Origin of the sequence: Gemmobacter aquarius, assembly GCF_003060865.1 — a bacterium.
Classification (GTDB): Bacteria; Pseudomonadota; Alphaproteobacteria; order Rhodobacterales; family Rhodobacteraceae; genus Paragemmobacter; species Paragemmobacter aquarius.
Map to the genome: position 1 here is coordinate 2312420 of NZ_CP028918.1, position 14489 is coordinate 2326908.

Annotated in this window: 16 protein-coding genes and 1 pseudogene; 13 read left to right on the top strand and 4 right to left on the bottom strand. The window is 66.7% G+C overall.

Going from position 1 to position 14489, the window contains the following annotated elements:
• Positions 1 to 50: 50 nt before the first annotated feature.
• Positions 51 to 557: an LOG family protein gene (locus tag HYN69_RS11190; RefSeq protein ID WP_108435807.1), complete on the top strand. Its 507-nt coding sequence runs from the start codon at positions 51 to 53 to the stop codon at positions 555 to 557.
• Here HYN69_RS11190 and rarD read toward each other — a convergent pair.
• The 3 genes from rarD to HYN69_RS11205 all read right to left on the bottom strand — a co-directional run bounded on the left by rarD (position 497) and on the right by HYN69_RS11205 (position 3431).
• Entirely contained in the window at positions 497 to 1429 is a 933-nt protein-coding gene (gene rarD / locus HYN69_RS11195) for an EamA family transporter RarD (RefSeq protein ID WP_108435808.1), read from the bottom strand. The two genes, HYN69_RS11190 and rarD, sit on opposite strands and share 61 nt — an antisense overlap.
• A gap of 35 nt (positions 1430 to 1464) precedes the next feature.
• Positions 1465 to 2706 (bottom strand): flavin-containing monooxygenase, encoded by a 1242-nt coding sequence (locus HYN69_RS11200; protein WP_108435809.1) that lies wholly within the window; start codon positions 2704 to 2706, stop codon positions 1465 to 1467.
• A gap of 179 nt (positions 2707 to 2885) precedes the next feature.
• On the bottom strand, positions 2886 to 3431 hold the full coding sequence (locus HYN69_RS11205) for a response regulator (RefSeq protein ID WP_108435810.1): 546 nt from the start codon (positions 3429 to 3431) through the stop codon (positions 2886 to 2888).
• 269 nt (positions 3432 to 3700) lie between these two features.
• On the opposite strand from HYN69_RS11205, the gene HYN69_RS11210 reads away from it, so the two are divergent.
• From HYN69_RS11210 to HYN69_RS11260, 12 genes are all read left to right on the top strand, one after another.
• On the top strand, positions 3701 to 5245 hold the full coding sequence (locus HYN69_RS11210; RefSeq protein WP_108435811.1) for a PP2C family protein-serine/threonine phosphatase: 1545 nt from the start codon (positions 3701 to 3703) through the stop codon (positions 5243 to 5245).
• A gap of 3 nt (positions 5246 to 5248) precedes the next feature.
• Entirely contained in the window at positions 5249 to 5587 is a 339-nt protein-coding gene (locus HYN69_RS11215; protein ID WP_108435812.1) for an STAS domain-containing protein, read from the top strand.
• Between the two features lie 11 nt (positions 5588 to 5598).
• Positions 5599 to 6015: an ATP-binding protein gene (locus HYN69_RS11220; RefSeq protein ID WP_108435813.1), complete on the top strand. Its 417-nt coding sequence runs from the start codon at positions 5599 to 5601 to the stop codon at positions 6013 to 6015.
• 100 nt (positions 6016 to 6115) lie between these two features.
• Entirely contained in the window at positions 6116 to 6583 is a 468-nt protein-coding gene (locus HYN69_RS11225) for a nucleoside deaminase (RefSeq protein WP_108435814.1), read from the top strand.
• 83 nt (positions 6584 to 6666) lie between these two features.
• Positions 6667 to 6837, top strand: a complete 171-nt coding sequence (locus HYN69_RS21005) for a hypothetical protein (protein WP_174213618.1) — start codon at positions 6667 to 6669, stop codon at positions 6835 to 6837.
• A gap of 201 nt (positions 6838 to 7038) precedes the next feature.
• The gene (locus tag HYN69_RS11230) at positions 7039 to 7953 is read left to right on the top strand and encodes an SPOR domain-containing protein (RefSeq protein ID WP_108435815.1); all 915 of its coding nucleotides are present in this window, start codon (positions 7039 to 7041) and stop codon (positions 7951 to 7953) included.
• 17 nt (positions 7954 to 7970) lie between these two features.
• Entirely contained in the window at positions 7971 to 9161 is a 1191-nt protein-coding gene (locus HYN69_RS11235) for a D-alanyl-D-alanine carboxypeptidase family protein (RefSeq protein ID WP_108435816.1), read from the top strand.
• Positions 9161 to 9790, top strand: a complete 630-nt coding sequence (tmk, locus tag HYN69_RS11240; protein WP_108435817.1) for a dTMP kinase — start codon at positions 9161 to 9163, stop codon at positions 9788 to 9790. Before HYN69_RS11235 ends, tmk begins: the two co-directional genes overlap by 1 nt.
• A 1-nt stretch (position 9791) precedes the next feature.
• The gene (locus tag HYN69_RS11245; RefSeq protein ID WP_108435818.1) at positions 9792 to 10928 is read left to right on the top strand and encodes a DNA polymerase III subunit delta'; all 1137 of its coding nucleotides are present in this window, start codon (positions 9792 to 9794) and stop codon (positions 10926 to 10928) included.
• A gap of 14 nt (positions 10929 to 10942) precedes the next feature.
• The gene (locus HYN69_RS11250) at positions 10943 to 11761 is read left to right on the top strand and encodes a TatD family hydrolase (protein WP_108435819.1); all 819 of its coding nucleotides are present in this window, start codon (positions 10943 to 10945) and stop codon (positions 11759 to 11761) included.
• Positions 11761 to 12576, top strand: coding sequence for an MBL fold metallo-hydrolase (locus HYN69_RS11255; RefSeq protein WP_108435820.1), 816 nt, complete (start codon positions 11761 to 11763; stop codon positions 12574 to 12576). The genes HYN69_RS11250 and HYN69_RS11255 overlap by 1 nt, the downstream gene beginning before the upstream one ends.
• Complete coding sequence (locus tag HYN69_RS11260; RefSeq protein WP_108435821.1) at positions 12576 to 13514, top strand: AEC family transporter; 939 nt, start codon at positions 12576 to 12578, stop codon at positions 13512 to 13514. The genes HYN69_RS11255 and HYN69_RS11260 overlap by 1 nt, the downstream gene beginning before the upstream one ends.
• A 33-nt stretch (positions 13515 to 13547) precedes the next feature.
• On the opposite strand, the pseudogene HYN69_RS11265 reads toward HYN69_RS11260, so the two are convergent.
• A pseudogene (locus tag HYN69_RS11265) lies at positions 13548 to 14485 on the bottom strand (ABC transporter permease).
• Positions 14486 to 14489 lie beyond the last annotated feature (4 nt).

The following is a 14489-nucleotide window of genomic DNA, read 5'->3' on the forward strand; positions in this document are numbered from 1 at the left end:
CGACGTCCACGCTCCGCTCCGTCTGTGTCTTCTGCGGCTCACGTCCGGGCATCGACCCCGCCTACGGGCGCGAAGCCCGTGCCTTGGGCGAAACCATCGCGCAGAACGGCTGGCGTCTGGTCTACGGCGCAGGCGACGTGGGCCTGATGGGCGAAACCGCCCGCGCCGCCATCGCCGCTGGCGCCGCCACAATGGGCGTGATCCCCACGCATCTGCTCAACCGCGAACAGGGCAAGCGCGACCTTAGCCAACTCGTCATCACCGAAGACATGCACGAGCGCAAGAAGGTCATGTTCATGAACTCCGACGCCATCGTGGTCCTGCCCGGCGGTGCCGGATCGCTGGATGAATTCTACGAGGTGCTCACCTGGCGCCAGATCGGCCTGCACGCCAAACCGATATTCCTGCTGAACACCAACGGCTACTGGAACCCGCTTCTGGCGCTGAACGACCACGTCATCGCCCAGGGCTTCGCCGAAAGCACCATGCGCGGCTACTACAGCGCCGTTCCCGATGCCGCTTCACTCGCCGCCGCACTCCGCGCCGCCCTTTCCTGACGTCCGCGCTCCTGACGCCAGCTTTCCAGACTATAGGCCGCAAGCCCCGCCCAGATCATCCCGAACGCGATCCGGTGCCAGACTGTGAACGGCTCGCCAAAGATCACGACGGCCGAGAACACCTGTAACGTAGGGTTAAGATATTGCGTCAACCCCAGCGTCGACAGCCGCACCCGCTGCGCGCCCCATGAAAAAAGGATCAGCGGCCCGCCGGTGATCAATCCCGTGATCGGCAACAGCCAGCTCGTCGCCCAATCGCGCCCGAAGGCCCCGCCCCCCACCGTGCCAAAATGCTGCCACAGCAGCCAGCCCAGCGCAAAGGGCGCAATCAAGGTCACCTCTGCCGTGACCGACACGACCGCAGGTGCATCAAGCCGCTTTTTCAAAAGCATATAGGGCGCAAAACTGAAGGCAAGCGCCAGCGCCACCCAGGGCGCAACGCCCAGCCCCCAGGTCAACACCCCCACCGCCGCCGCCGCCAGCGCCACGGCCAGCCCCTGCCCGATGCTCAACCGCTCGCCCAGCACCACCACGCCCAAGACCACGGCGACCAGCGGAAAGATGTAATACCCAAGGCTCGCCTCGATGGCATAACCGCTCTTGACCGCCCAGATGAACAGCCCCCAGTTGAACGACACGATCGCCGCCGCCAGCCAGACCCGCCCCCGGATCGCGCCTGTAATCAAGGCAGGCACCGCCCGAAACCGCCCCTGCACGACCAAGAGCGTGCCAAAGAACAAAAGCGTCCACAGCGTCCGATGCGCCAGCATCTCGAGCGGGGGCACAGCCACCAGCCGGTAATAGACCGGCGCCAACCCCCAGACGGCACAGGCGACGATGATCGCCGCAATCCCCTGTCCCGCCTTGCTCATGCGCCGCTCCCGATGGTCAAGGCCTCTCTGCCCCGTCATCCTGCCAATGGAAAGCCCTGGCCCCGTGCAGCGATATGGCCAGCCAGATACTCCGCATCATGCCAGACCCCCCAGATAAAGGGCGAGGCACGGCGCGACAGCCACGGCAGCCCAAGGAAGTATAGCCCCGGAACCTCGCTCACCCCGCGATCATGCATCGGGCGGCCCTTGGGGTCATAGCGACCCACCGGCAGCCAGCCGTAATCCATCGCAAAGCCCGTGGCCCAGACGATTGCACCGATCCCCGCCGCCTTCAGGTCAAGCGCGCGCAAAGGATCGGTCAGACACTCCGGATCGGGCAACATGGCCCGTGCCCCGGGTTCTTCGGGCAAATCCAGACCGTGCGCGGCCACATAGGCATCCGCCCCGTCCAGCACGCCGAAATAATGCGCGTCGCCCCCTGCCACATTGCGCTGCAAATCATCCGCGATAGCCATGACGCTTCCCGTCACCGCCCCTGCCCGCCCGAGCAAGGTCATCCCCCGCGCCGCGAACTCGCGGAAATCCACCGTCCGCCCGCCATGCGCCCCGCTGACGGCGATGGTGATATGCTCCATACCGGCCTTCACGGTCCTTGCGTCCCACTCGCCCAGCACGCCAAGCCACCAGACGAAATCCTTGCCGCGATAACGGATCGGCGGCCGCCCGTGCGGCCCGACCGCCAGATAGACCCGCCGCCCCGCCCGCAAAAGCTCGTCCGCGATCTGCGACCCGGAAGCCCCCGACCCCACCACCATCACCGCCCCCGCAGGCAGTTGGTCCGGATTGCGATAGCCCGTCGAATGGACCTGCAGGATGCCAAGGCTCTCGGGCACCACCTCGGGGATCAGCGGCTTCTGGAACGGCCCGGTCGCTGCCACCAGATTGCGGCAGGCCACCACGCCTTGCGATGTCTCCACCCGAAACCCGCCTGCAGCCCGCTCCACATGCCTCACCTCGACCCCGCAGCGCACAGGCGCCTTCACCTGCCGAGCATAGGCCTCGAAGTAATCGGCAATCCGCTCCTTGGGGGCAAAGCTGAACGGGTCCAGCCCGTCGAATTCCATATTGGGAAAGCGGTCGTGCCAGGCCGGACCATTGGCCACCAGCGAATCCCACCGCTCCGAGCGCCAGCGTTCCGCGATGCGGTGGCGTTCCAGCACCAGATGCGCCACGCCGCACCGGCCCAGATGCTCGCTCATGGCAATGCCCGCCTGCCCGCCGCCCACCACCAGCGTATCAATCTGCTCGACAGCCAAAACGCACCTCCGGCCAAACGCGGCCTTCGTGCCGCCCGTCAGGCCAGCCCTAAAGAAACCCCGCGCACCGGCAAACAATCATTTCCCGCACCCCTGATTAGGCACCGCCAAAGGTGGGTGCAAAGCACCCACCCTACGGGTCCCCCGAGCCGGTCAATCCAGAGTCACGCCGCCGATAGTCACGCCGCCGATGCAGGCCAGCGCCGCCGCAAAAGATCGACCAGATCCCCGCGCGAAAACGGCTTGGGCAGACAAGCGTCGAACCCGGCCTCCAGATAGGCGGTCACCTCGTGGGTCATGGCGTTGATCGTCACGGCCAGCGCCATCGGCATCTGCTCCCCCCGCCCGGACGCCTCGGCCTTCATCAGGCGGAACGCCGTCAGCCCGTCCACCTCCGGCATCTCGATGTCGAGGCACAGCAAGTCGAACCGCTCCGCCTTCCAGCGGTCCAGCGCCTGCACCCCGTCCGCGGCCAACGCCACTTCAAAGCCCAACCGCTCGAGAAAAGTCCGCAGGATCGTGCAGTTGATCGCGCTGTCATCCGCCACAAGTGCCCGCATTCCGGCAAATTCCGCCGCGTCGGGACGTGCCTGCAACCGCACATCCTCGGCCTCGCGCCCCGCCACGACCGGCACGACATCCGCCGCACGATCGGCTGCCACGGCCGTTCCGCGCAGACCGAACAGCCGCCCGAACCGCCACGCCAAACCCGTCATCTCCGCCATGTCACGTCATCCCGCATCGTCGCCACGCAGTGTGGCCCGGCATCGTCGCAGGGCTACGCTGCCCCGTCCCTTGCCCGTTACACAGCATCGCACTCAACCGGACAACGCCCCGGATGTATCGATCCCCACCCCGAAGGCATATCAACCATACGAAAGATAGGCCTCCCCGCCCCGGCTGCCCGCCCCGCAGCGCCGCGCGACTGCGCCGAAGCCCCGTAATGAAGGACAGACCGGCCCGAAGTTCCGAAAGCACAAAGACCTATTCCCGAATGACCCATCGCCGCACCCGTACCGGCCCCGTCTGGCTTCTTTGCCTGACCGCGCTCGCAATGGCGGGCCTGCCGGTCCATGCAGCGGTAAGGGACGAGTCCAGCCCCGCCCCGACCCGATACGCTCGCCAGAAAGACGCCCCCACAATCAGGGCGGCACAGACGCCGCCCGTCTTGCGCTGCCCCCTGCTGCGCGACACCCCCGCAGGGGCGCAAGGCGCGGACCGGATCGAAGCCCGCCCCGCAGGCCCCGGCGCTCCGGCCCCCGGACGCGACACATCGCGCACGGCACTCGGCTTCGCCACACTCCGCTCCACCACGACAGCCCCGCGCATCGCCACCGCGGCAAACGCCGGGTGGCAAAGCCGCCGCCTTCCCTCTGCGGGTGGTCCCCATCCCCTTTGGCCCGCCGCGCCCCTCCTTCCCGCCGCCTACACCGCCCAAGGCGCCGATGCCGCGACTTTTGCCGACCGGCGCGACACCTTGTCCGCCCCCGTCGCCACCACGCACCCCCAGACCCCGCTGATCCCCCTCGGCGCGCTCCTCCTCCTTGCCGCCAGCCTCGCTCTCGCCCTTCAGCGCGCCCTGTCACGCCGCGCCCTTGCACCCCTTGGCGAAATCCGGACCCGCCTCGCCAAACTGGTGGCCGAGGATTTCAGCGCGCACGAACCCGCAAACACCACGCGCGGCGACATCGCCGACATGCACTGCGCGCTCGACCAACTCTCGCTCGACGGTCGCCGCCGCCTTGCGATGCAAGCCGAACTGGCCCGCCTCGGCGACCGCGTCGTCGCCTCAAACCGCCAGATGACCGCTGAACTCGAAGCCGCCGCACGCGTGCAACGTGCCCAGCTACCCGCCGCACCATGCGGTTTTCAGGGCGGCACCTTCCACGCCTTCTTCCGCCCCTCCCGCGTCATCGCGGGCGACACCTACGATTGCCTGCCGCTGCCCGACGGCCGCAGCCGCATCTTCCAGATCGACGTCTCGGGCCACGGCGCGCCTGCCGCCCTTGTCTCCATCGCCTCGCATATCGCGCTGAAACAGGCCATGCTGTCCGCACCCGCTGGCGAAGCCCTCGCCGACATCATCGCCCGCATCAACCGAGACTGGGCCGAAGACCTGCCCTATTTCACCCTGCTCGCGGTCGAGATCGACCCCGCCACCGCCACTGCAAGCATCGTCCAATGCGGCCATCCGGCCCTCCTGCGCCTGCCCGCAACTGGCGGGGTCGAAGCACTGGGCGACGGCGGCCTGCCCATCGGCGTCCTGCCCGATGCCTCGTTTTCCACCCTCACCTGCCCCTTCCACCCCGGCGACCGTCTGGTGCTTGTCACCGACGGCGTGACCGAAACCGCCGACCCCGACGCGCAGATGTTCGGCGACGACCGCTTGCGCGCCCTGCTCACGCCAGCCCCGAACGGGACCGCACAGCCTGTCCCCGTCCCGCGCCTGTTTGACCGCATCGAACGGGCGCTCTGGGATTGGCGCGGCTCAGAATCCCTCGAAGACGACATCACCATCCTGGTCCTGGAGGCCACCTGAACAATGCACTTCGCAACCCATATCCTGAACGGCATCACCTTTGTTACCCCCGATGCCGCGCGCCTCGACGCAAGCACCGCCCCCGCCCTGCGCGAAATGTTGGTCGGCTGCCTCGACGCGGGCGCCCAAAGCGTCGTCCTCGACCTCACCGGCGTGACATTCCTCGACAGCTCCGCCCTGGGCGCGCTGATCGCCGCCGCCAAACGCGCGGGCCGCAACGGACCCTTCGCGGTCTGCGGCGTCCAGCCCGCCGTCGCCCGCCTCTTCGCCCTCACCCACATGGACCGCGTCTTCACGGTCCACCCCAGCAAGGCCGAGGCACTCGCCCGGTCCACCGCATAAGGTTCATTGCCATGTTGCACAGTTTCACCATGCCCCGCGACCTCGCCGCCATCAGCCCGCTGGCCCAGTCGATCACCGCGCTGATGACCACCGGTTTCGATCAGGACACCCGCGACGCCGTAGACCTCGCCTTGGTCGAGGCGCTCTCGAACGCGGTCAAGCACGGCACCGAAGACAGCGCCAGGCTGGTCGGCGTCGAACTGACCCTATCCGACACCGAGGTGATCCTGGAAATCATCGACAGCTCGCCCCCGATGCCGCTTTTCCTGCTCGAAGACATCAACCCCGACGCGCTCGAAGTCGGTGACGACCTTGCAACCGTTCCCGAATCCGGTCGCGGCCTTGCCCTGATCGTGATGATGATGGACGAGGTCACCTTCCACCACACCGGCAACCAGACCCGCTTGCGCCTGATGCGCCGCCGCTGACCCGCCCCGCCCGCCAAGCGCGACAGCCAAACCCGTCTGCGGGAACTTCCGGCCCGTCCGGCGGCTTCCCCTTGTCCTGCGAAAAATCCCGAAGGACAGCATGACCGACATCACGCCCGCCGAACGCCACGCCCTCTCGGACGCGATCGACCGTGCCCTCGCGGCGCAACAGACCCACGGCAAGACCGGCATCGCCGCGACGATCCTGCAGGGCAGCCGCACCCTCGCCACCGGCGAGAACGAGGTTCACTTGCAAAACGACCCCACGCGCCACGCCGAAATGGTGGCCATCGCCCGCGCAGGCCACGCCCTCGGCACGCCCGATCTCTCCGGCTGCACCCTGATCTCCAGCCTTCAACCCTGCGAGATGTGCCTCGCCGCCCTGCGCTTTGCCGGCATCACCCGCGTGATCTTCGCCGCGACCAAAGCCCGCGTCGCGGCCAAATACTTCATCTTCCCCGGCCTCGACCTCGCCGCCTTCCACGCCGCCAGCCCGACCGCCTTCGAGACCTTCGGCGGCATCGACGCAGACCGCGTCCTGCCGCTTTACCGCGACGGCGCAGCCTGACCCCGCGCAACCTTGCCGCACTCGCACCTTGCCGCGACGCCCGGATTGAGGCATGACCAAAGCAAATAAGGACGAGGCTCCCCATGGACTACGCAAAATCCGGCACGATCAAAGCCGCCAAGAACAAGCCCCCCCATTCAGAACACAACGCCAAGGGCACCCGTAAGAATCCCTTCGGCCAGCAGCCCCCCAAGGCCGAGCTTCTCGCCCGCATGAAGGCCGCCGCCGAAGCGAAAAAGAATAAGGCCGACTGACACCCCGCGCAGGGCCTTTGCACCCTTTCGTGAGTTTTCCGCCCAAGGCCTGCCCCTGCCCTTCCCACCTGCGTGCGCCGCCTGTATGATGCGCGCGTAATTGGTGCTGGCACGTCCGGCGCGGGCAGTCTTAACTGGCAGGCCGCTGTGCAAGGCGGCAGCATAAAGCGCGGGGCCAACCCGTGCGTAACGGGGGCGAGCATGACGACACAGGCATCCACCATCATCACGGGCCGCAAGATTACGGGCCGCAAGGCGGCGCTGCGTTGCACGGCGCTCCTCGCCCTCCTCTCGCTCGCTGCCTGCGCCGATGGCGCCTCGCCCTTCCAGCGCGGTGGCGGCGACGATGCCCCGGCCAAAGCCGAAAGCGTCAAACTCGTCGACCGCGACGTCGAAGCCCCCGAAGTCTTCCAGATCACCGACGAAGCGCTCTGGGATGGCCGCCCCTCTCTCGGCGGCGTCTGGGTCGCCTCTCCCGACGCGACCGACCCGGAACGCGTGATCCTGCGTAACACCGCCAACGGCAAATTCGTCATCGGCGCGCTGTTCCGGCGTGAAGCCTTCAACCCCGGCCCGAAACTGCAACTCTCCTCCGATGCCGCCGAAGCCCTTGGCCTTCTGGCAGGCGCGCCCGCCAAGATCAGCGTCACCGCCCTGCGGCGCGAGGAAGCCCCGGCCGAGGTCGATGCCACAAAACCGATCCTCGACGCCAACGAAGGAATCCAGACCACCGCCCTCGCCAGCACCACCGCCCTCGCCAGCACTGCCGCCGCAGCGATAGACGCCGCCGATCCGGCCGCCAAACCCGCAACTGCCGCCGCCGCCCTCGCCACTGCCCCGGCCACCAAACCGGCCCCCAAACCTGGCCCCGCGATCCCCGTGGTTTCGGGCGTCCAAGGCGGCAGCCTGCAAATCGGCATCTTCTCGGTCGAGGAAAACGCCAACCGAGCTGCCGCCACGCTCAAGAAATCCGGCATCGCAGCGACCGTCCGCAAGGAAACCACCCAAGGCAAGACCTGGTGGTCGGTCACCGCCAAAGGCACGGGCGACCGCGCCGCATTCCTCGCCAAGGTCAAGGGCCTCGGCTTCAAAGACGCCTATTTCCTCAAGGGCTGACCCTGAAAGGACGATCCATGCTCGCGACCCTCCGCCGTCTTGTCACTGCAACCGTCCTGCTGCTCGGCGCCCTGCCCGCCGCCGCATTCGAAACGCGGGCGACCGCCGCATGGGTCTATGACATGTCCACCCATACCGTCCTCATGGACAAGAACGCCGACACACCCGTGCCGCCCGCCTCCATGTCGAAACTGATGACCCTGAACATGCTCTTCGAAGCGGTGCGCGACAACCGCGTGACGATGGACACCACCTTCGCTGTCTCGTCGCGCGCCACCGAGATGACCCGCCTCGGCGGCTCGACCATGTATCTTCAGGAAAACGACCGCCCCACGGTCCGCGACCTGATCCACGGCATCATCATCAACTCGGGCAACGATGCCTGCGTCGTGGTGGCCGAAGGCTTGGCGGGCACCGAAGACGCCTTCGCTGCCCTGATGACCGAACGCGGCCGCGCAATCGGCCTGACCCGTTCCACCTTCACCAACTCCTCGGGCTGGCCCGATCCGAACCAGCGCATGTCGATGCGCGACCTCGGAATCCTGGGCAAACGGCTGATCGATGACTTCCCCGAATTCTACCCGATCTTCTCGCAAACCCAGTTCAACTACAAAGACCGCGCCCCCGCCAACGCCAACAACCGCAACCCGCTGCTCAAGATCGCCGCCGCCGACTGGAAGGCCGACGGCATGAAAACCGGCCACACCACCGAAGCGGGCTACGGCCTCGTCGGGTCCGCCGTCATGGGCGACCGCCGCGTGATATTCGCCATAACCGGCCTCGCCTCCGACAAGGACCGCGCCTCGGAATCCGAAGCCATCGTCAACTGGGCCTTCCGCCAGTTCACCGAAAAGACCGTGGTCAAATCCGGCATCCGCATCGCCGAAGCCCCCGTCTGGATCGGGGCCGAAAGCAGCGTCGGCCTCGTCCCCGCCGAAGATGTCAAACTCCTCCTCCCCTCGCAGGTGCAGGAAACCGTCACCGCCGAGGTGATCTTCAACGGCCCCGTCGAAGCCCCCGTCACCAAGGGCGCGCAGATCGCCGAACTTCTCATCCACGTCCCCGACCTGCCCGATGCCCGCATCCCGCTGGTCGCGGAATCCGATGTGGCCAAGGGCGGCTTCCTCAAACGCCTCGGCGCAGCCGCCGAAATTCTGCGCTCGCGCTACATCGACGGCCCCGCCGCCGAATCGGCCCCCGCCTCCTGATGTCGCCCAGCGCGCAGAACGGCGCATTCCTCAGCTTCGAAGGCATCGACGGCTCGGGCAAATCGACCCAGTCCCGCCTTCTGGCGCAAAGCCTGCGCGACCTCGGCCACCCTGTCACCCTCACCCGCGAACCGGGCGGATCGGCAGGGGCCGAGGAAATCCGCGCCCTCGTCCTTCAGGGCGACCCCGACCGCTGGTCTGCCGAAACCGAGCTTCTCCTTTTCACCGCCGCCCGCCGCGATCATCTGGAAAAGACCATCCGCCCCGCCCTTGCGCGTGGTGAAATCGTCATCACCGACCGCTTCGCCGACAGCACCCGCATGTATCAGGGCCTGCGCGGCAATCTCGCCTCGACCGTGAACAGCCTGCATGACCTGATGATCGGCACCGAACCCGACCTGACCTTCCTTGTCGATCTCGACCCAGAAACCGGCCTGTCCCGTGCCCTTGGCCGCAACGGCACCGAACAGCGGTTCGAAGACATGGGCCTTGCCGTGCAGAAACAGATGCGCGCGGGTTTCCTCGCCCTCGCGGCCCTGCACCCCCGCATCCGCATCATCGACGGCGCGCGCGACCCCGCCACAATCGCCGCCGAAATCCTGTCGCTCACCCTCGCGCAGCTGTCCTGACATGGCCGCCACCCCGCCCGAGGATATCCCCGAACCCGACCGCATCGAAGGGGCCCCTCACCCCCGCGAAACCGCGCATATCTTCGGCCATCACGCGCCCGAGGCCGATTTCCTGTCCGCCTTCAACACCGGCCGTCTGCACCACGGCTGGATGGTCACCGGCCCCCGCGGCGTCGGCAAAGCCACCCTCGCATGGCGTCTCGCCCGCTTCCTGCTGGCCACGCCCGAAAATGACGGCGGCATGTTCGCCCCGCCCAAACCCGAAACCCTCGACATCGACCCCGACCACCCCACAGCCCGCCGCATGCGCGCCCTGGCCGAACCGCGCCTTTTCCTGCTGCGCCGCCCGTGGAACGACCAGACCTCGCGCCTGCGTCAGGAAATCACCGTCGATGAAGTCCGCCGCATGAAATCCTTCTTCTCGCTCTCCGCCGCCGACGGAGGCCGCCGCGTCGCCATCATCGACGCCGCCGACGATCTGAACACCTCCGCCGCCAACGCGCTTTTGAAACTGCTCGAAGAACCCCCCGCCAACGTCACGCTCTTCCTCATCTCGCACCAGCCCTTCAAACTCCTGCCCACCATCCGCTCGCGCTGCCGCGAATTGCGCCTGCATCCCCTTGCCCCCGCCCCGCTCGCCGATGCCCTCACCCAGGCCGGCGCGGCCCTCGAACCCGATGAAGCCCAAGCCCTCGCCCAACTCGCGGGCGGCTCGGTGGGCGAAGCCTTCCGCCTCACCAACCTAGCAGGCCTCGCGCTCTACCAGACCATCGTCACGCTGCTCTCCGCCCTCCCCCGCCTCGACCGCCCGCGCCTCCTCGCGCTGGCCGACGCCGGTGCCCAACGCGGCGGCGAAGCGCAGTTCGACCTGATCCTGACCCTGCTCGACCTCTTCCTCGCCCGCATCGCCCGCGCAGGTGCCACCCGCACCCTGCCACCCGAAGCTGCCAAGGGCGAAGCCGACCTCATCACCCGCCTTGCCCCCGATGCGAATGCCGCCCGCGTATGGGCCGAACTGGCGCAAACTCTCGGCCTCAAGGCCCGTCGCGGCAAGGCGGTCAACCTTGACCCTGCCGCCCTTCTCATGGATATGGTTCTGCGTCTGGAAGACACGGCGGCAGCCCTTCCGCAACTCTAGGCAGGACGCCCCAAATGACTTCCGAAATCCCCGATCTGCCCGAAATTCCCGATCTGCCCGAAATTGTAGACAGCCACTGCCACCTCGATTTCCCCGATTTCAACGGCGAGCTCGATACCATCCTCGCCCGCGCCCATGCCGCAGGCGTGCGCCGCATGGTCACCATCTGCACCCGCCTGAAAAACGAACCGCAGGTCCGCGCGATAGCCGAAGCCCACCCGTCCGTCTTCTACGCCGCAGGCACCCACCCGATGAGTGCCGCCGAAGAACCCCTCGCCACAGTCGACCAATTGGTCGCCCTGTCGCAGCACCCCAAATTCGTCGCCATCGGTGAAACCGGCCTTGATTACCACTACACCGCCGAAAGCGCCGAAATCCAGAAGATCTCGCTGAAAATCCACATCACCGCAGCGCAGGAAACCGGCCTTCCGCTGATCATCCACGCCCGCGCCGCCGATGATGACATGGCCGAAATCCTCACTGCAGGCTACCGCGCCAAACCCTACACCTGCGTCATGCACTGCTTCTCCAGCAGCGCCGAACTGGCGCGCGCCGCGCTCGGCTGCGGCTTTTACCTGTCGATGTCCGGCATCACCACCTTCCCCAAATCGGGCGATCTGCGCGACATCTTCGCGAGCGCCCCACTCGACCGCATCCTGCTTGAAACCGACAGCCCCTACCTCGCCCCGCTGCCCCATCGCGGCAAACGCAACGAACCCGCCTACACCGCCTTCACCGCCGCGAAAGCCGCCGAAACCTTCGGCATTGCGCCCGCCGATTTTGCCCGCATCACCACCGAAAACTTCGACCGCCTGTTCTGGAAAGCCCATTGATGGCCACGCTCCGCTTCACCATCCTCGGCTGCGGCTCATCCGGAGGCGTCCCGCGCCTCGGCGACCAACCGGGCGGCGACTGGGGCGCCTGCGACCCCACGAACCCGAAAAACCGCCGCCGCCGCTGCTCGATGCTGGTCGAGCGCGTGACCGAAAACGGCACCACCCGCGCCCTGATCGACACCTCGCCCGATATGCGCGACCAACTGCTCGATGCTGGCATCGGCTCGCTCGACGCCGTCCTTTACACCCATTCCCACGCCGACCACGTCCACGGCCTCGACGACCTGCGCCAGATCGTGTTCAACACCCGCCGCCGCCTCGCCGTCTGGGCCGATGGCCCCACGCAAGAGGCCCTTCTCTCCCGCTTCGGCTACGCCTTCGTGCAACCCGCAGGCTCGCCCTATCCCCCCATCCTCGACCTCTTCACCATCGACGGCCCCGTCACCATCACCGGCGCGGGCGGCGACATTACCTTCACCCCCTTCTACGCCGATCACGGCAGCATCGACGCGCTCGGCTTCCGCATCGGCCCCCTCGCCTACCTGCCCGACGCCGTTAAAATCCCCGACGAAAGCTGGCCCCACCTCGAAAACCTCGATTGCTGGGTCGTCGACGCGCTGCGCCGCAAGCCGCACCCGACCCATGCCCACCTCGCCCTGACGCTGGAATGGATCGCCCGCGCCAAACCCGCCCGCGCCGTGGTGACCAACCTGCACAACGACCTTGATCACGCCGAACTGCTGGCCGAACTTCCCCCCCATATCCGCCCCGCGCATGACGGCATGGTCATCACCTACGACAACGCCCCCTGATGCAGGCGCTGCTCGACGTCATCCTTCCCGTCTTTCTGGTCATCGGCTTTGGCTACGCCGCCGCCCGTTCAGGCCTGTTCGACGATGGCGCGGTCGATAGCGTGATGCGCTTTGCCCAGAACTTCGCCGTCCCTGCGCTTTTGTTCAAATCCATCGCCACGCTCGACCTTGCCACCGCCTACGCCCCCGCCCTTCTTGCCTCGTTCTACATCGCAGGCTTCGTGTCCTTCGCCACCGCCTTCACCGCCTCGGTCCTCTGGTTCAAGCGTCCGCTGACCGATGCCACCGCCATCGGCTTCGTCGCCCTCTTCTCCAACTCGCTGCTGCTTGGCCTACCCATCACCGAACGCGCCTACGGGGCCGGGGCCTTGGCGGGCAACTACGCTATCATCTCGATGCACTCGCCGCTCTTTTACGGCTTCGGCATCGGCTTGATGGAATGGGCGCGCACCCGTGGCCAAGGGCTTTCCACCCCCGCCCTCACGCGCCAGATCCTGCGCGCCGTCTTCTCGCAATCGCTGGTCATCGGCATCACGGCGGGCTTCGCGCTGAACCTGTCGGGCCTGAACCCGCCCGCCTTCTTCTGGTCCGGCCTCGACCTCATCACGCGCGCGGCCATTCCCGCCGCCCTCTTCGGCCTTGGCGGCGTCCTCGTCCGCTACAAGCCGGACGGAGATTTCCGCATCATCGCCATGCTCTGCGGCTGCTCGCTTTTGCTGCATCCCGCGCTGACCTACGGCCTTGGCCGCTTCGTCTTCCACCTCGACACCGCCGGCATGCGCTCGGCCGTTGTCACCGCCGCCATGGCCCCCGGCGTCAACGCCTTCATGTTCGCCAACATGTATGGCGTGGGCAAACGCGTCGCGGCATCGACCGTGCTGATCGCCACCGCGCTGTCGATCCCGACCGCATGGTTCTGGCTGCACCTCCTGCCCTGAACGCAAAAGGCGCCCCGAAGGGCGCCTCTGCCGTCACGCGGGCGACACGCCCCGCAACTTTTCACTTCGCCGCCGCAGCACCTCGACCGTGGCCAGAAGCAGGATCGACACGATCACCAATATCGTCGCCACCGACAGGATCGCCGGCGAAATCGCCTCGCGGATACCGTTCCACATCTGGCGCGGAATGGTCTGCTGCTCGGGGCCTGCGATGAACAGCACCGCCACCACCTCGTCGAACGAAGTCACAAAGGCGAACAGCGCCCCCGAAACCACCCCCGGCGTGATCAACGGCAGCACGACCTTGAAGAACGTCCGGCTCGGCGAAGCGCCAAGCGACGCCCCGGCCCGGATCAACGACTGGTCAAACCCCGACAGCGTGGCCGTCACCGTAATGATGACAAAGGGAATCCCCAGCGTCGTATGCGCCAGAATGACCCCGATATAAGTGCTCGTCAGCCGCCCGCATTCCGTCCCGACAATCGCGCAGGGGTTCGAGTAGAAAAAGAACAGCCCCGTCGCGATGATGATGATCGGCACGATCATCGGCGAAATCAGCAGCGCCATGATCAAACGGCGATAAGGCATCTCCGGCCGCGACAGGCCCAAAGCTGCCAGTGTCCCCAGCACCGTCGCCAGGATCGTCGCCCAGAACCCGATGATGATCGAATTCTTCGCCGCCCTGATCCATGTCGACTGCTCCCACGCGGCCTCCCACCAGCTTGCATCCCGCGGACCTTCGGGTGTGGCCATGCCAAGCGTAAGCAGCAGATCATACCAGCGCATCGAATAGCCGGTCGGATCGAAGGACAGCATCTTCTTGGTAAAGGTAAAGTAAGGCTCCGCGTTGAACGACAGCGGCATGATGATCAGGATGGGCGAGATCAGGAACACGAAGATCGCCACGCACATCGCGATATAGGTGTAATGCCAGACCCGCTCGAGGGGGATGCGTAAACCGGAAGCGCCATGATG

Bases quoted from the DNA above. Each gene is read 5' to 3' on its own strand.
- rarD (WP_108435808.1), bottom strand. From the start codon at position 1,429: ATGAGCAAGGCGGGACAGGGGATTGCGGCGATCATCGTCGCCTGTGCC.
- HYN69_RS11205 (WP_108435810.1), bottom strand. From the start codon at position 3,431: ATGGCGGAGATGACGGGTTTGGCGTGGCGGTTCGGGCGGCTGTTCGGT.
- HYN69_RS11210 (WP_108435811.1), top strand. From the start codon at position 3,701: ATGACCCATCGCCGCACCCGTACCGGCCCCGTCTGGCTTCTTTGCCTG.
- HYN69_RS11215 (WP_108435812.1), top strand. From the start codon at position 5,249: ATGCACTTCGCAACCCATATCCTGAACGGCATCACCTTTGTTACCCCC.
- HYN69_RS11220 (WP_108435813.1), top strand. From the start codon at position 5,599: ATGTTGCACAGTTTCACCATGCCCCGCGACCTCGCCGCCATCAGCCCG.
- HYN69_RS11225 (WP_108435814.1), top strand. From the start codon at position 6,116: ATGACCGACATCACGCCCGCCGAACGCCACGCCCTCTCGGACGCGATC.
- HYN69_RS21005 (WP_174213618.1), top strand. From the start codon at position 6,667: ATGGACTACGCAAAATCCGGCACGATCAAAGCCGCCAAGAACAAGCCC.
- HYN69_RS11230 (WP_108435815.1), top strand. From the start codon at position 7,039: ATGACGACACAGGCATCCACCATCATCACGGGCCGCAAGATTACGGGC.
- HYN69_RS11235 (WP_108435816.1), top strand. From the start codon at position 7,971: ATGCTCGCGACCCTCCGCCGTCTTGTCACTGCAACCGTCCTGCTGCTC.
- tmk (WP_108435817.1), top strand. From the start codon at position 9,161: ATGTCGCCCAGCGCGCAGAACGGCGCATTCCTCAGCTTCGAAGGCATC.
- HYN69_RS11245 (WP_108435818.1), top strand. From the start codon at position 9,792: ATGGCCGCCACCCCGCCCGAGGATATCCCCGAACCCGACCGCATCGAA.
- HYN69_RS11250 (WP_108435819.1), top strand. From the start codon at position 10,943: ATGACTTCCGAAATCCCCGATCTGCCCGAAATTCCCGATCTGCCCGAA.
- HYN69_RS11255 (WP_108435820.1), top strand. From the start codon at position 11,761: ATGGCCACGCTCCGCTTCACCATCCTCGGCTGCGGCTCATCCGGAGGC.
- HYN69_RS11260 (WP_108435821.1), top strand. From the start codon at position 12,576: ATGCAGGCGCTGCTCGACGTCATCCTTCCCGTCTTTCTGGTCATCGGC.